Source organism: Synechococcus sp. LTW-R, from assembly GCF_014217875.1.
Lineage (GTDB): Bacteria > Cyanobacteriota > Cyanobacteriia > PCC-6307 > Cyanobiaceae > Vulcanococcus.
Window position 1 is genome coordinate 2300727 of the sequence record NZ_CP059060.1, and the last position, 14008, is coordinate 2314734.

Consider the following 14008-nt stretch of genomic DNA (forward strand, 5'->3'; position numbering starts at 1 on the left):
GGGAGGGTGTTGGCGGAACAGGAGGTTCAGGTCCAGCGGGCCAAGAGGGTCAGGCAGCCGGTCACGAGCAGAACGACCCCGCTGATGGGCGGGACCCATTGGCCAACGGAGCGCAGAGCGAGCAGTCGGGGTGCCCAGGCTGCGGCGGTGCCGGCCAGCAGCAGCGGCATGACCTGGCCCGCCGCGAAGGCCGTGAGCAAGACGGCCCCGGTCAGGGGGGTGCCCGATTGGGCGATCCAGGCCAGCAAAACCGCCAGGACAGGAGTGGTGCAGGGGGACGCGGCCAGGCCGAAGGCGAGCCCCGCGGCGATCGGGGCGAGGGCCGGCGGGACCCGCTGACGCCATTGCTCTGGGTCGGGGCCCGCCGGAAGCTGCAGCGGCACCAGGCCGAGCAGATTCAGGCCCATCAGGACCGCGAGGAGGGCCACCAGGGTTGGAACCACGCCGGGGACCTGGCCATAGATCCGGCCCAAGGCGCCACTGCCGAGGCCGAGGAGGACCAGGGAGCCGACGATGCCGCTGCAGAAGCTCAGGCTGCGGGCCCAGGGACGCTGAGCTCCTCCGTCAAAGCCAGCCAGGTAGGCCAGCGTCACCGGCAGCAAGGACAGCGAGCAGGGACCCAGGCTCGTGATCAGACCGCCAGCAAAGACCAAACCGATGGTGAGCGGCCCCGGATGGGCCAGGGAATCGCTTAGCAGCTGCTCACCACTGCGGGCCCATTCCGCCAAGGCCAGCATCAAGAGGTCCGCCGCGCAAGGGGTCAGCCTATCGGCATGCTTCGCCGCTTGGCTTGCAGGCGGCGGTTGCGATGGGGCTTGCTGGGCTCTAGTCCCGCTCCTTCCAGGGAGCAGCGCAGCAGCAGACCGGCGGTGAGCAGGCTGGAGAGCAGGGAGTTACCGCCATAGCTGATCATCGGCAGCGGTAGGCCAGTGGTGGGCATCGCACCACTGGCCACGGCGATGTTCAGAATCGACTGCCCCACCAGCAAAGTGGTGCAACCGATGGCCACCAGCCGCTGTTGGTTGCTCCTGCAACTCAGGGCAATGCGCAGGCCAACGAAGCCAAACAGCAGCAGGAAGACGAGCAGGAGCAGGGAGCCGACATACCCGAACTCCTCCGCAAAAACCGCGAAAATGAAGTCGGTGGTCTGGATGGGCAGGTACTGGAGCTTCTGGGTGGAGAGGCCATAGCCCTCGCCCCAGAGCCCACCCGATCCGATCGCGAGCAGGCTTTGCACCAGCTGATAGCCATCACCCTGGGCGTCCTTCCATGGGTTCAGGAAGGACGTGACACGAATGCGCTGGTATTCGTTGATCGAGATACTGCCGATGGCTACAGCCAGACCGGCCCCGGCGGTGCCCAACATCCCCCAGAGCGGCAAGCCTGCGCCCAGGGCCATCAGCCAGAGCAAAATCCCGCAAAGGGAGGCCGTGCTCAGGTTGGGCTGTTTCAGGATCAGGCCCAAGGTCACCGCAAAGACCCCAAGCCAGAGCAACTTTTGATCGGTGGCGATTCGATTCCAGTGGGAGAACAGGACGGCCCCCTGGAGGACGAGAAACGGTTTGATCAGTTCGGTCGGTTGGATCTGAATCGGCCCGAGGACCAACCAGCGGCTGGCGCCATTCACCGTGCTGCCGATCACCAGGGTGAGGGCCACCAGCACGCTGCCCATGAGCAGCACCGGTCCCGCCATCCGTAGCCAGCGTCTCAGGTTGATGCTGATGCCTGCATAGAGCAGGCCCCAGCTCGCCACCATCCAGATGGCCTGCCGTTTCAAGTAGTAGCTGGCGTCCCCCATCTCCCGGGCGGCCACCCACCAACTGGCTGAGCCCAGGACAGCGAGGCCCAGGAGACACCAGATCGCGATCATCCCCAGCAGCAACCGTGCTTCTGCCGGCCAGTGCTCAAACGGCACGGGGAGCAACGGTCGCTTTGCGGCCAAGGACCTGTGGAAATCAGACACTGACTATCCCGTACTTCCAGTTTGCTTGCCAATAAAAAAGCCCGGCTATGCCGGGCTTGTGGGAAGAATTGTCCTGAAGGAATCAGTTACCCAGGTTCACCTGACGGCGACCAGCAACGAGTTCAACTTTCAGGATTTTTCCCCCTTGCTTCATGATCCGCTGCTGCTCAGCGAACCAGCTTTCGTAGGGCACCCACTTGGTGAAGAAGGTGTTCTGCAGCTCGCGCTGAGTACGAGTCTTCTCGGGAGAAGGGATGCAGGCGGTGATTTTGAAGAGGCGCATGGCTTGATCCTCAGGTGTGCCAGAGGCAGGGATCAGTTACCCAGGCCGGAGCTGATGTAGTCGAAGTACACGCCCATTTCACGACCAGCGTCGGGGCCCACCAGGGAGGCGGTGGCTTCCTTCATGGCCTGGATGGACTGGACGGTTGCACCGATGGGCACACCCAGGGAGTTGTAGGTCTCCTTGAGGCCGTTCAGAACACGCTCGTCGAGGATCGAGGTGTCACCAGCCAGCATGGCGTAGGTGGCGTAGCGCAGGTAGTAGTCCAGGTCGCGGATGCAGGCTGCATAGCGACGGGTGGTGTACATGTTGCCGCCGGGACGGGTGATGTCGGAATAAAGCAGTGCTTTAGCGACGGCGTCCTTGATGATGGCGGAGGCGTTGGCGCTGATGGTGGCAGCGGCACGAACGCGCAGTTCGCCGCTGGCGAAGTACTGCTCCAGACGGCCCATGGAGGTGCTGTCCAGATACATGCCCTGAACGTCAGCCTGGTTGATGACGTTGGTGATTGCGTCTTGCATGGAATCTTGTCTGAGGGGCGGTTATGTCAGGGAGAGAGCAGCCTCAGGAGAGGGCGCCAACGACGTAGTCGAAGTAGAAGCCGGCTTCTGCGGCGTCTTCGCCGGTCAGAAGGCCCATGGCGGCAATTTTCATTTCCCGAACGGACTCAGCAAGAGCGTCCAGGGGGGTGCCAAGGGAGCGATACATCTCCTTGGCGCCAATGATGCCGATCTCTTCGATCGGGGTGACATCGCCTGCGATCAGGCCGTAGGTCACGAGGCGCAGGTAGTAATCCATGTCGCGCAGGCAGGTCGCGGTCATGTCCTCGCCGTAGGCGTTGCCGCCGGGGGAGATGACATCAGGACGCTTCTGGAAGAGGGCGCCGCCTGCGGTCTTAACGATGCGCTCACGGCTCTCGCTCAGGACCTGAGCGACGCGAAGACGACGCTGACCACCGCTGACGAAGGACTTGATTTGGTCCAGTTCGCCAGGGCTGAGGTAGCGGGCTTCGGCGTCCGCGTTGATGATCGAGTTGGAGACGATGCTCATGCAGTTCTGCCTCGAAACAAGCGGCCGCCTTGCGGAGACCGGTATCCGGTGGGTGGGTTAAGGGGGTGATCCGATTTGGATCGAGCCTCAGGGTAAGAGCTGAGGGTGACTCGCGGAGTCGGTTGGGCGACCAGGTTTACAACGGTCAACACTGACCCTTGCAAGTGGAATGCCCGCTCTGGAGACGCTGAAGATTCTCGGGCTCAAAGCGACCCTGGATCTGCTGCGGGTAACAGTTCTTCACTCCGGCCTTATTTTTCTGGGACCCCCTGCGGGGCAACGGTTTCCTGGAATTGTTTGTTGATCTTTTCTCCATGAAAAAGCCGCCCTTGCTAGCAGCGAGGGCGGCAACTGTTGTTTAGTTCCAGGCCTCGTAAAGAGGCTCTTGGATGTACTGATGCCGTTAGATCTTGTCCGTCGTAGGCGGGTTCATTCCCGCATTGCCGCGGTAGAGGGCTGCGGTGCGCTGCATGGTGGCCTGGGTCGTGCCAGTCGTGGTTTCCATTCCACCCACCCTCGGGACCGATTGGTCTCGATCAGCCAGCAGCGCTTTGACAGCAGCAGGTTGACCTGCACTTGCCCGCAGTTGGAGGAACGCGGTGGTTTCCTCAGGCGTTGTTGCGCGGCCTAGCAGTGCAAGGCCAGCTGCAGAGGCTGCCCGGAGGGGCGCCATCTTGGAGAGTCGGCTTTGGAAGGCTTCGCCCATGGCAACGGCTTCGATAAAGCCCTTGAGATCGATGTCTCGGTTGCGCAGTTTCGACTCCGCGCTCGCCAAGCGTTCGGACTCAAGAGGAACTTTGTTGAGCAGCTGTTTGTAGGTGGCGTTAATGGCCGCGGTCAGTTCGGACTCGGTGCTGTTCGGCTCGAGTTTGGTGATCGCCGGGATGCCACCGCGCTTGAGATAGCCGCTGGCGTCGCTGGTGCGCAGCGCATTGGCCATCCGCGAGATGGGGGCTGCGCCGGCTGCCGATACAGCCGGCTTCCAGGCGACCTGCGCAGCATTGCTCTGAGCGTTTTTGGGTGCCGACGGTGTCGAGATGGAGAACGGTGTGCCGGTGCCCTGTGTCCGCAGCAACCCAGCCCAGCGTGAATCGGGAGCGTTGGTGCTCACGTCCGCGCTCCAGCTGCCGCGCACGGCCTGCTCACGGTTGACCAGGTTGCGGGCCGTGATGTCCGCCGTGGTTTTCAAGCTGTCCTTGACCCGTGCCATGGGCCTTTGCCCAAGGCTCAGATCGGGCTGGGCAATGTCCTCAAACGCAGTCGCGAAGGACGGGACGCGACGTTGGTTGACATCGGTCGGAGTGATGAAGCGCTCGTAGGGGACGGTGTCCAGGCCGAAGGCTTCTTGATATTCCGGGCTGTTGAGCATGGCGTCGACGACGCCATAGAAGCCCTGACGTGCTGCAACGTCGAAGTAGCTGTCGATTTCCCAGCGTCCGAAGGTCGGCCGTCCGAGAAGTCGGCGGTGCATCACTTCAACGGCCTTACAGATGTAAAGACCACTCCAATAGCGGCGGCGGAAGGCGTCGCTGCGCGCGACCTCACGCACAAAGTCCTTAAGGCCGATGTCGCCGTTTTCGAGTCGGGTTTCGGCGGTCCCAACCCGTTCACCGGCGTAGCCGGCATTGCCCAGGATCTGGACGTAAACAGCCTTGATGACTGATTGGGTGCTCGATTCCGTAAACCGCACGCTCGGACGGGTTTGGAGGCCGCGACGAGGAACCGAATTACCGCCGGTGGCGATTTGGGTGAGGCGTCGGGTCTTGGGACCAACCCGCCTCGGTGTGGCGCTTCTGAACTGAGGGCTATTCATCTGCCCTGGCTGAGCCATGCCGTTGCCGATGAGCAGGCGACGGGTGTCGTAACTCAGTGGTGCAGGACGGGTTGCGACGTTGGCCGTGCCCGAAGGGAAGATTGCGCCGTAGCTGAGCCCTAAGGGATCATTGCCGCCGCCGTAGGGATGTTGGTCGGCGTAGGGCTGGCGGTAGCTGGCGTAAAGGGTGATGTACTGAGGTGCGCCCTCAAACGGTGCACTGAAGCGGAAGAGCTTGCGGTTGGAACCCCAGCCAGCACTTTCTTGGGCTTCTTCGCCGAGATCGCGCAGATAGGGAACCGCCTCTTCACCGAAGACCTGGGCGTACTCCATCGAGTTGACCAGGGAATCAACGAGACCGTTGAGCCCTTGCTCGCTGACGATGCTGAAGTAGCGGTTGAATTCTTCCCGTGAGCTAATGCCACGACCCAGGAAGTGACGGAAGGCCAGCTCAACAGCACGGCTGTTTGAGAAGGGGCCAAAAAACTGGGCGCGGTATTCCTTGCTTTTTCCGAGCGCGCGAATGTATTCGCGCATGCTGATCTTGCCCTGCGTGACCTGCGAGGTTTCGACCGAGCAGGGATCTTGGCTGTAGGCCTTCGCGATGTCCCGTTCGAAGACCTGTCGGTAGGCCGCCCGGATGACCTCGGCCTTCTGAGCGCCACTCATGGCGGGCTTCATGTTGAAGCGCTGGACGTTGCCTTGTGCTGCCAGTGCGTAGATGGCTGGAAGCTGGAGGCCCTGGTTCTCGGGGCTGCCAAGGCGCTGGCGAGCGGAGGGGGTGGGAACGGCCAGCTCCTCGAGCAGGACGTTGAAGCAGCCAATCAGTAGCTGGCGGGCTTCCGGCAAATCCTTCAGCAGTTCGGCCGCACCGGCACGCATTTCCTGCAGCGCGACATTGGTGGCAGCCAGGGAGCAGCCCTTTTCCAGGACATCCCTCAAGCCGCGTGTATTGACGCGCAGGATGCTCGGATCGCCTGCAATCACCGCATACCCGACATAGCGGAGGAACCAAGCCATGTCGCGGACGGACTTGCGCATCCGCTCAGTCCCGTAGATGGCGACTGAAATCGGGTTGAAGCCTGTTGGCAGGATCACGCGGACGTCGGCATCGCCGCCGCCGCCGTCCAGCAGTCGGGTCAGGAAATTGCCGCGTTTCGAGTTGTCGCTCGCGCCCGAGAAGGTTTGAACCGAGCGCTGGAAAGCTGCCTGGTCAGAGGCGAGTGGAGTCGCCGAGCTTGCCGCCGCGGGAGTCAGGGGCGCGTCGAGATAGGACAGCGGGGTGCCACCGGCAAAGATCCGGCTTGCTGCCCGAGCCACGATCGCTTCGGCATTGGCCGACACGCGACGGGCTGCCTCAACCCGAAGTTGACCGCTTTGGAAAAAGGTTGTGAGGTTGCTGAGCTCGCCTCCATCGGGGAAGCGGTCTTGCTGCTCCGCCTGACGGACGCTGGAGAGCGGCAGGGTGTCGAAGCGCTGAGGAGCAACCCTGCTGCTGCCGCTGCTGGCGGTCACAGTCATGGACGAAAGCGAACCTGGCTTAGGCACGTTACGGCTGCCCCTCTGACCTCCCGGGGGGCCATGAACAAATGTTTGCAGCCTGTTGTCGGTTTCCCTTCAACCGGAGAGCAGGCCATGAAATGCTCGGCCACTGCGCACTCGCTTTCCGATTCGCTCCCAGCCATGACTCAGGGCCCTGCTGATGCCGCCACTCCGGTGGTGAGCGACTTTTATGACCGCTTCCCCTACCCGGGGGACCCGCTTCAAGACGGCCCCCCGCCTGGATACAACTGGCGTTGGTTTGTTGATGCGGCTTATTCGGCAGCCACCGGATCGCTGCCCACAGCACGTGTCAACGGAGAGCCCTTACGAATCCTGGATGCGGGGTGTGGGACCGGCGTTAGTACCGACTACCTCGCTCACCTGAATCCAGGGGCCGAGATCCTGGCTGTGGATATTTCGCCTGGAACGTTGGAGGTGGCTCGGGAGCGCTGCCGCCGCTCCGGTGCGTTTGAGCAGGCCCAGCTCTGTATCGAAAACCGGAGCCTGCTGGACTTGGCTGGAGAGGGGCCCTTCGACTACATCAATTCCGTCGGGGTGTTGCACCACCTCAAGCAACCGGAGGCCGGACTGCGGGCCTTAGCCCAGTTGTTGAAACCCGGTGCGCTCCTCCACCTGTTCTTGTACGCCGATGGTGGCCGCTGGGAGATCCATCGCACCCAGCGCGTTCTGAGTGCAATTGGCGCTGGCACGGAGGCCGAAGGCCTTCGCTTGGGGCGTCAGTTGATGGCTGATCTTCCGGCGCAGAACCGGCTCCGTCTCAATTACGAGCAACGCTGGGCCATCGACTGCGCAGCCGACGCGAACTTCGCGGATATGTATCTGCATCCCCAGGAGACCAGTTACAACCTGGAGCGCCTGATGGCCTTTGTGGCCTCTGCTGATCTGCACTTTGCAGGCTTCTCCAATCCAGGGGTCTGGGATCCGGCTCGGCTCCTGAACGGCGAGCTTTTGGAGCGGGCTCAGGCTCTTCCAGCGGAGGCGCAATGGCGCTTGGTGGAGGACCTGGACCCTGACATCAGCCATTTCGAGTTCTTCTTGAGCAAGGGCCCGGTTCAGGTTCAGCGCTGGGATGAGGACAGCGCCGTGCTCGCCGCCCGGGGCTGCCGGAACCGTTGCCTCTGGGGCTGGCCCGGCCGCGCTCTGCTGGATTCCGACATGGCCCCCTTGGACCTGAGCGCCGAGGGATTGAGCTTGCTGGAAGCCCTGGAGCAAGCGAATCCTGAGACGGCCATTGGTCAGCTTCCATTGGACTGGTCTGACGCCCAGACCGCTTCTGTGGCAAGGGAACTACAGCGTCAGCGGGTGCTTCTGCTTCGCCCCGCCTAGGGCGAGGCAGCGTGATAGATTCCGCGCGCCTTTTCAGAGCAAAGGCACCTTTGTTGGCGACTTCCTCTCCCCAGTCAGGTTCGGACGCTCCCCGTGAGCTGCCGAGTTCGCTGGACGAGATGACTAGTCAAGAAACGGCTGCTTCTTCTCCTCTGGAAACAGAGTCCTCAGAGACCTCGCCTGCTTCCGAAACCGATTCGGTTCCCGGAGATGGCGCTGACCTCTCGGACTTTGAGAGGCTTCAACGTCGCCTGATCGTCGCCACCTTGCTGGTCTCCGCCATCGCGGTTCCAGCCACGGCTCTGATCTACGACCTTCACATCGCCAGCAGTGTGCTGATCGGTGGCCTAGCCGGTGCCCTCTACCTCAGGCTTCTTGCCCGAAGTGTTGGAAAGCTCGGCAACGGTTCCAAGAAGGTCAGCAAGTTGCAGCTTCTCGTCCCCGTTGTGCTTGTCATGGCTGCGGCTCGTCTGCCCCAGCTCGAGTTGTTGCCAGCTCTGCTCGGCTTTCTGCTCTACAAGCCCGCGGTGATCCTCCAGGCACTCACAGATCGCTGAGCGCCAAAACCTTTTCAACGTCGCAATCGCGACCCCGAACGTCGACCCGATGGGTTCCTTGCCACTCGTTCTCCCCTTTGCCGAACTGGAGGTTGGTCAACACCTCTATTGGCAACTGGGGAATTTCAAGATCCATGGCCAGGTGTTTCTGAGCTCCTGGGTTGTGATCGGAGCCTTGCTCGCCCTCGTGGTGGTGGGCACCCGCAAGATGGAGCGCGATCCTCGCGGTGTCCAAAACCTCCTGGAGTTCCTCTGGGATTACATCCGCGACATGGCTCGCGAGCAGATCGGCGAGAAGGCCTATCGCGATTGGCTTCCGTTCATCGGCACCCTGTTCCTGTTCATCTTCGTGAGCAACTGGGGCGGTGCTCTTGTCCCCTGGAAGCTGATTCACCTGCCCAGCGGCGAGCTCGGCGCTCCGACCGCTGACATCAACACCACCGTTGCTCTCGCACTGCTGGTGTCCCTGGCCTACTTCTATGCAGGCCTGAGCCGGAAGGGCTTCCGCTACTTCGAGTACTACGTGGAGCCGACTCCGATCATGCTCCCGTTCAAGATCGTTGAGGACTTCACCAAGCCCCTCTCGCTCTCCTTCCGTCTGTTCGGAAACATCCTTGCCGACGAACTCGTCGTTGCAGTGCTGGCGTTCCTCGTGCCTCTCGTGGTGCCCCTGCCTGCGATGTTCCTCGGCCTCTTCACCAGTGCCATTCAGGCGCTGATCTTCGCCACCCTCGCCGCTTACTACATCGGTGAGGCTGTGCACGAAGAGCACCACTGATCTCGCATCAGTCCCCCGCCAGATCGGGGTCCCTCGGTCTGGCAAACTCTCTGCGCGCAGGTCCGGTTCAATCCGGGCCCATCTCGGTCTCATCCAGGTGTCCCAGGCGCAGGGATAACGTCCCGGTCCCAATCCGCGCTCTCCCAGCGCCCCACATCCTTCGTTCCACCATGGATTCCATCACCTCCGCCGCGTCTGTTGTCGCTGCTGGTCTGGCTGTCGGCCTCGGCGCCATCGGCCCTGGTATCGGTCAGGGCACCGCTGCAGGCGGCGCTGTCGAAGGCATTGCTCGTCAGCCCGAAGCTGAAGGCAAGATCCGCGGCACCCTGCTGCTGTCCCTGGCCTTCATGGAAGCTCTCACCATCTACGGCCTTGTGGTCGCTCTGGTGCTGCTGTTCGCCAACCCCTTCGCTGGCTGATCGCGCTTGAGGTGACGAGGGACGGGCGGTTGTCAGTTCGCTGGACCGCCCACCCCCTCATCCCTTGCCTCAGCCTCTAGCTTCCGCCGCCGTTCCGCGGCCCGCTTCAACCGCCCGCACCCCTGCCTCATGACCAGCTGGCTTTTGCTAGGTGCAACGGAGGGAGGTCTCTTTGACCTCGACGCCACCCTGCCTTTGATGGCAGTTCAGGTGGTTCTCCTCACCTTCATCCTCAATTCCCTGTTCTTCAGCCCCGTCGGTCGGGTCGTGGAAGAGCGGGAGGGTTACGTGACCACCAGCCGTGCGGAGGCCAAGCAGAAGCTGGCCCAAGCCGAACGCTTGGAAGCTGACCTCAAGGAACAGCTCAAGGACGCACGTCTGTCCGCCTCGAAGCTGATCCAAGAAGCGGAAGCTGATTCCGACAAGCTTTATCGCGAGGCCCTGGCCGCAGCTACCGCTGATGCCAATGCCGCCCGCGAGCAGGCACGCCGCGAGATCGATGCCCAGCGCGAGTCGGCCATGAGCCAACTCAAGACTGACGCCGACAAGCTCGGTGACCTGATCGTCGACCGTCTGCTGGCAGCCCGATGACCATTCCTTCCCTTTTCGCCAGCCACGGTGGCTTTGGTCTGAACCTCAATGTGTTCGAGACCAACATCATCAACCTGGCCATCGTCATCTTCGGCCTCTACAAGTTTCTGCCCAACTTCCTGGGCAGCATCCTGGAGCGCCGTCGCGCGATCATCCTTGCCGACCTGAAAGACGCTGAAGAGCGCCTCAGCTCGGCAACCGCATCCCTGTCTCAAGCCCAGCAGGATCTGGCCGCTGCCCAGCAGAAGGCTGAACAGATTCGCGTTGATGGCAAGGCACGGGCTGAAGCCATCCGTCTTGACTCTGAGAAGCGCACCATCGAGGAGATGGCCCGTCTCAAGCAAGGCGCCGCTGCTGATCTCAACGCTGAAGCCTCCCGGGTCAGCAACCAGCTCCGCCGTGAGGCGGCCCGACTGGCCATCGAGAAGGCACTCGCCACCCTGCCCGGCAAGCTCAGCGCTGATGCCCAAGCGCAGCTGGTGAATCAGTCCATCAAAACGTTGGGGAACGCCTGATGCCGCTGCTCAACACCGTTACGACCCCCTACGCCGAGGCTTTCCTTCAAGTGGCCGAGAGCCGCAAGGAAGCCGATGAGGTCATGGAACAGGCCAAGGCCGTTCTTGCCCTCTGGAAGGAGTCTCCTGAGCTCCGGGAAGCCATGGGCTCCCCAGTGCTTGAGGTCTCCGCCAAGAAGGCTGCCATTGAGAAGCTCTTCGCTGATCAACTCAAGCCTTCCTTCCTCAACTTGCTGAAGCTGCTGGCCGATCGCCAGCGCATTGGCATGCTCGACGCCGTGCTGGATCGCACTCTCGAGCTCTACCGCGAGCAGCGCAACATCGCTCTCGCCTCTGTCACCTCCGCCGCTGCCCTCAATGAGGAGCAACAGGCTGAGCTCAGCAAGAAGGTTCAGGCCGTGGCCGGTACCGACAAGCTGGAGATCAATCTGAGCGTCGACCCCAATTTGATCGGCGGTTTCGTCGTCAAAGTCGGCTCCAAGGTGATTGATGCCAGCCTCGCGGGTCAGGTGCGTCGCCTCGGACTGGCGCTGGCCAAGGTGAGCTAGCTCCGCACCCGAACCCCTTTCTCACCCCTCGTCCTCAACCCCAACGCCTCCAATGGTTTCCATCCGCCCCGACGAGATCAGCGCGATCCTCAAGCAACAGATCGCTGATTACGACAAGTCGGTTTCCGTCAGCAACGTCGGCACCGTGCTGCAGGTCGGCGACGGCATCGCCCGCGTCTACGGCCTCGAGCAGGTCATGGCTGGTGAGCTGATCCAGTTCGAAGACGGCACCGAAGGCATCGCTCTCAACCTCGAAGACGACAACGTCGGCGCGGTGTTGATGGGTGAGGGTCGCGGCATTCAAGAGGGCAGCACCGTCAAGGCCACCGGCAAGATCGCCTCGGTGCCCGTTGGCGACGCCATGCTCGGCCGTGTGGTGAATCCCCTCGGTCAGGCCATCGATGGCAAGGGTGACATCCCCACCAGCGAGACCCGCCTGATCGAGTCGATGGCGCCTGGCATCATCCAGCGCAAGTCGGTGCATGAGCCCATGCAGACCGGCATCACCGCCATCGACTCGATGATTCCCATCGGTCGTGGCCAGCGTGAGCTGATCATTGGTGACCGCCAGACCGGCAAGACCGCCATCGCGATCGACACGATCATCAACCAGAAGGACGAAGACGTTGTTTGCGTCTACGTCGCGATTGGTCAGAAGGCCGCTTCCGTGGCCAACGTCGTCGAAGTCCTGCGTGAGAAGGGCGCCCTCGATTACACCGTGATCGTGGCTGCCAACGCCTCTGAGTCCGCTGCTCTGCAGTACCTGGCTCCCTACACCGGCGCCGCCATCGCTGAGTCCTTCATGTACAAGGGCAAAGCCACCCTCATCATTTATGACGACCTGACCAAGCAGGCCCAGGCTTACCGCCAGATGTCCCTGCTGCTCCGTCGTCCCCCCGGTCGTGAGGCCTACCCCGGCGACGTCTTCTACTGCCACAGCCGTCTGCTCGAGCGTGCCGCCAAGCTGAGCGACGCCATGGGCAAGGGCTCCATGACCGCCCTGCCGATCATCGAAACCCAGGCTGGTGACGTTTCGGCCTACATCCCGACCAACGTGATCTCCATCACGGACGGTCAGGTCTTCCTGAGCTCTGACCTCTTCAACTCCGGTCTCCGCCCCGCCATCAACGTGGGTATCTCCGTGAGCCGGGTGGGTGGTGCTGCCCAGACCAAGGCCATCAAGAAGATCGCCGGAACCCTCAAGCTCGAGCTGGCTCAGTTCGACGAACTGGCCGCCTTCTCCCAGTTCGCGTCTGACCTCGACGCTGCCACCCAGCAGCAGCTGGCCCGCGGTAAGCGTCTCCGCGAGATCCTGAAGCAGCCCCAGTTCAGCCCCCTGATCCTGGCTGAGCAAGTCGCCGTCGTTTACGCCGGCGTCAAGGGCCTGATCGACGAAGTTCCCGTTGAGTCCGTCGTTCAGTTCTGCCGCGAACTCCGCGAGTACCTGAAGACGAACAAGCCTGAGTTCATCACCAAGATCCAGACCGAGAAGGTCCTCAGCGAAGACGCCGAGGCCACGCTCAAGGCCGCCATCAACGAAGTGAAGTCTTCGATGCTGGCTGCGGCCTGATCCCTGACGGTTACCCCGGAGAGTCCAATCCATGGCCAACCTGAAGGAGATCCGCGACAGGATCAGTTCCGTCAAAAACACCCGGAAGATCACCGAGGCCATGCGCCTCGTGGCAGCCGCCAAGGTCCGCCGGGCCCAGGAACAGGTTCTGCGTAGCCGTCCGTTCGCCGATCGTCTTGCTCGCGTTCTGGAGAATCTTCAGACCCGCATGCAGTTCGAGACCGCCGACGCACCGCTGCTCGAGAACCGCGACGTCCGCACGATCACCCTGCTCGCCGTTACCGGTGACCGGGGTCTGTGCGGCGGCTACAACGCCAACATCATCAAGCGAACCGAACAGCGTCACGCTGAGCTGAAGTCTCAGGGCTATGACGTGGATCTGGTGTTGATCGGCGGCAAAGTCGCCTCCTACTTCCAGAACCGCGCCAGCCAGTACACGATTCGCGCCACCTTTACGGGGCTCGAACAGGTTCCGAGTGCTGCCGAAGCCGGCAAGATCGCCGACGAGGTGCTTGCCGAATTCCTCTCGGCCTCGACCGATCGCGTGGAGATCATCTTCACCAAGTTCATCAACCTGGTGAGCTCCAAGCCCGTCTCCCAGACGCTGCTGCCCCTGGATCCCCAGGGCATCGCCAGCGCGGACGACGAGATCTTCCGTCTCACCACCCGTGACGGTCAACTCGGCGTCGAAACCGGCACGGTCAACAATGACCAGCCTTCCCTGCCCTCTGATCTGGTCTTCGAACAGAGCCCTGATCAGCTGCTGAACGCCCTGCTGCCTCTGTATCTGCAGAACCAGCTGCTGCGTTCGCTGCAGGAAGCGGCCGCTTCCGAGCTCGCTAGCCGGATGACCGCCATGAACAACGCCAGCGATAACGCCAAGGCCCTCGCGAAGTCCCTCACCCTGGACTACAACAAGGCCCGCCAGGCTGCCATTACCCAGGAGATCCTGGAAGTGGTTGGTGGCGCCGCCGCCATGGCCTGAGCGTTCTTGCTCAGCTTTCTTAAGCCCTCCCTATGGGGAGGGCTTTT

The 14008-nt window shown here is 62.2% G+C and carries 15 protein-coding genes; 9 read left to right on the plus strand and 6 right to left on the minus strand.

The features are described from left to right. Window positions 1-26: 26 nt before the first annotated feature. The 6 genes from H0O22_RS12690 to H0O22_RS12715 form a co-directional block, all read right to left on the minus strand. Window positions 27-737: a cytochrome c biogenesis CcdA family protein gene (locus tag H0O22_RS12690; RefSeq protein WP_185186974.1), complete on the minus strand. Its 711-nt coding sequence runs from the start codon at window positions 735-737 to the stop codon at window positions 27-29. 23 nt (window positions 738-760) lie between these two features. Next, a complete protein-coding gene (locus H0O22_RS12695; RefSeq protein WP_370521453.1) occupies window positions 761-1963 on the minus strand; it encodes an FtsW/RodA/SpoVE family cell cycle protein in 1203 nt (400 codons plus the stop codon). An 82-nt stretch (window positions 1964-2045) separates the two neighbouring features. Then, a complete protein-coding gene (locus tag H0O22_RS12700) occupies window positions 2046-2246 on the minus strand; it encodes a phycobilisome linker polypeptide (RefSeq protein ID WP_010315303.1) in 201 nt (66 codons plus the stop codon). 32 nt (window positions 2247-2278) lie between these two features. Continuing rightward, window positions 2279-2767, minus strand: a complete 489-nt coding sequence (apcB, locus tag H0O22_RS12705; RefSeq protein WP_185186975.1) for an allophycocyanin subunit beta — start codon at window positions 2765-2767, stop codon at window positions 2279-2281. A gap of 43 nt (window positions 2768-2810) precedes the next feature. Then, window positions 2811-3296 (minus strand): allophycocyanin, encoded by a 486-nt coding sequence (locus H0O22_RS12710; protein WP_185186976.1) that lies wholly within the window; start codon window positions 3294-3296, stop codon window positions 2811-2813. Between the two features lie 403 nt (window positions 3297-3699). Continuing rightward, window positions 3700-6630, minus strand: a complete 2931-nt coding sequence (locus tag H0O22_RS12715; protein ID WP_185186977.1) for a phycobilisome rod-core linker polypeptide — start codon at window positions 6628-6630, stop codon at window positions 3700-3702. Between the two features lie 162 nt (window positions 6631-6792). On the opposite strand from H0O22_RS12715, the gene H0O22_RS12720 reads away from it, so the two are divergent. The 9 genes from H0O22_RS12720 (at window position 6793) to H0O22_RS12760 (ending at window position 13961) form a co-directional block, all read left to right on the plus strand. Beyond that, window positions 6793-7998 (plus strand): class I SAM-dependent methyltransferase, encoded by a 1206-nt coding sequence (locus H0O22_RS12720; protein WP_185186978.1) that lies wholly within the window; start codon window positions 6793-6795, stop codon window positions 7996-7998. A gap of 266 nt (window positions 7999-8264) precedes the next feature. Next, window positions 8265-8555: a hypothetical protein gene (locus tag H0O22_RS13470; protein WP_370521454.1), complete on the plus strand. Its 291-nt coding sequence runs from the start codon at window positions 8265-8267 to the stop codon at window positions 8553-8555. A gap of 49 nt (window positions 8556-8604) precedes the next feature. After that, a complete protein-coding gene (gene atpB, locus H0O22_RS12730; protein WP_185186980.1) occupies window positions 8605-9333 on the plus strand; it encodes a F0F1 ATP synthase subunit A in 729 nt (242 codons plus the stop codon). 170 nt (window positions 9334-9503) lie between these two features. Further along, window positions 9504-9752: an ATP synthase F0 subunit C gene (gene atpE / locus H0O22_RS12735; RefSeq protein ID WP_010315318.1), complete on the plus strand. Its 249-nt coding sequence runs from the start codon at window positions 9504-9506 to the stop codon at window positions 9750-9752. A 129-nt stretch (window positions 9753-9881) separates the two neighbouring features. Then, on the plus strand, window positions 9882-10343 hold the full coding sequence (locus tag H0O22_RS12740; RefSeq protein WP_185186981.1) for a F0F1 ATP synthase subunit B': 462 nt from the start codon (window positions 9882-9884) through the stop codon (window positions 10341-10343). Then, window positions 10340-10858, plus strand: coding sequence for a F0F1 ATP synthase subunit B (locus H0O22_RS12745; RefSeq protein WP_185186982.1), 519 nt, complete (start codon window positions 10340-10342; stop codon window positions 10856-10858). Before H0O22_RS12740 ends, H0O22_RS12745 begins: the two co-directional genes overlap by 4 nt. Beyond that, window positions 10858-11406 (plus strand): ATP synthase F1 subunit delta, encoded by a 549-nt coding sequence (gene atpH / locus H0O22_RS12750; protein WP_185186983.1) that lies wholly within the window; start codon window positions 10858-10860, stop codon window positions 11404-11406. Before H0O22_RS12745 ends, atpH begins: the two co-directional genes overlap by 1 nt. Before the next feature lie 52 nt (window positions 11407-11458). Continuing rightward, the gene (gene atpA, locus H0O22_RS12755) at window positions 11459-12976 is read left to right on the plus strand and encodes a F0F1 ATP synthase subunit alpha (protein WP_185186984.1); all 1518 of its coding nucleotides are present in this window, start codon (window positions 11459-11461) and stop codon (window positions 12974-12976) included. A 31-nt stretch (window positions 12977-13007) separates the two neighbouring features. Next, window positions 13008-13961, plus strand: coding sequence for a F0F1 ATP synthase subunit gamma (locus tag H0O22_RS12760; RefSeq protein ID WP_185186985.1), 954 nt, complete (start codon window positions 13008-13010; stop codon window positions 13959-13961). Window positions 13962-14008 lie beyond the last annotated feature (47 nt).

What these genes read in the sequence shown, in the direction of transcription:
- H0O22_RS12720 (WP_185186978.1), top strand. Translation starts at nt 6,793, where the DNA reads ATGACTCAGGGCCCTGCTGATGCCGCCACTCCGGTGGTGAGCGACTTT.
- atpE (WP_010315318.1), top strand. Translation starts at nt 9,504, where the DNA reads ATGGATTCCATCACCTCCGCCGCGTCTGTTGTCGCTGCTGGTCTGGCT.
- atpA (WP_185186984.1), top strand. Translation starts at nt 11,459, where the DNA reads ATGGTTTCCATCCGCCCCGACGAGATCAGCGCGATCCTCAAGCAACAG.
- H0O22_RS12700 (WP_010315303.1), bottom strand. Translation starts at nt 2,246, where the DNA reads ATGCGCCTCTTCAAAATCACCGCCTGCATCCCTTCTCCCGAGAAGACT.
- H0O22_RS12690 (WP_185186974.1), bottom strand. Translation starts at nt 737, where the DNA reads ATGCTGGCCTTGGCGGAATGGGCCCGCAGTGGTGAGCAGCTGCTAAGC.
- H0O22_RS12745 (WP_185186982.1), top strand. Translation starts at nt 10,340, where the DNA reads ATGACCATTCCTTCCCTTTTCGCCAGCCACGGTGGCTTTGGTCTGAAC.
- H0O22_RS12715 (WP_185186977.1), bottom strand. Translation starts at nt 6,630, where the DNA reads ATGACTGTGACCGCCAGCAGCGGCAGCAGCAGGGTTGCTCCTCAGCGC.
- apcB (WP_185186975.1), bottom strand. Translation starts at nt 2,767, where the DNA reads ATGCAAGACGCAATCACCAACGTCATCAACCAGGCTGACGTTCAGGGC.
- atpH (WP_185186983.1), top strand. Translation starts at nt 10,858, where the DNA reads ATGCCGCTGCTCAACACCGTTACGACCCCCTACGCCGAGGCTTTCCTT.
- H0O22_RS12760 (WP_185186985.1), top strand. Translation starts at nt 13,008, where the DNA reads ATGGCCAACCTGAAGGAGATCCGCGACAGGATCAGTTCCGTCAAAAAC.
- H0O22_RS12740 (WP_185186981.1), top strand. Translation starts at nt 9,882, where the DNA reads ATGACCAGCTGGCTTTTGCTAGGTGCAACGGAGGGAGGTCTCTTTGAC.
- H0O22_RS12710 (WP_185186976.1), bottom strand. Translation starts at nt 3,296, where the DNA reads ATGAGCATCGTCTCCAACTCGATCATCAACGCGGACGCCGAAGCCCGC.
- atpB (WP_185186980.1), top strand. Translation starts at nt 8,605, where the DNA reads ATGGGTTCCTTGCCACTCGTTCTCCCCTTTGCCGAACTGGAGGTTGGT.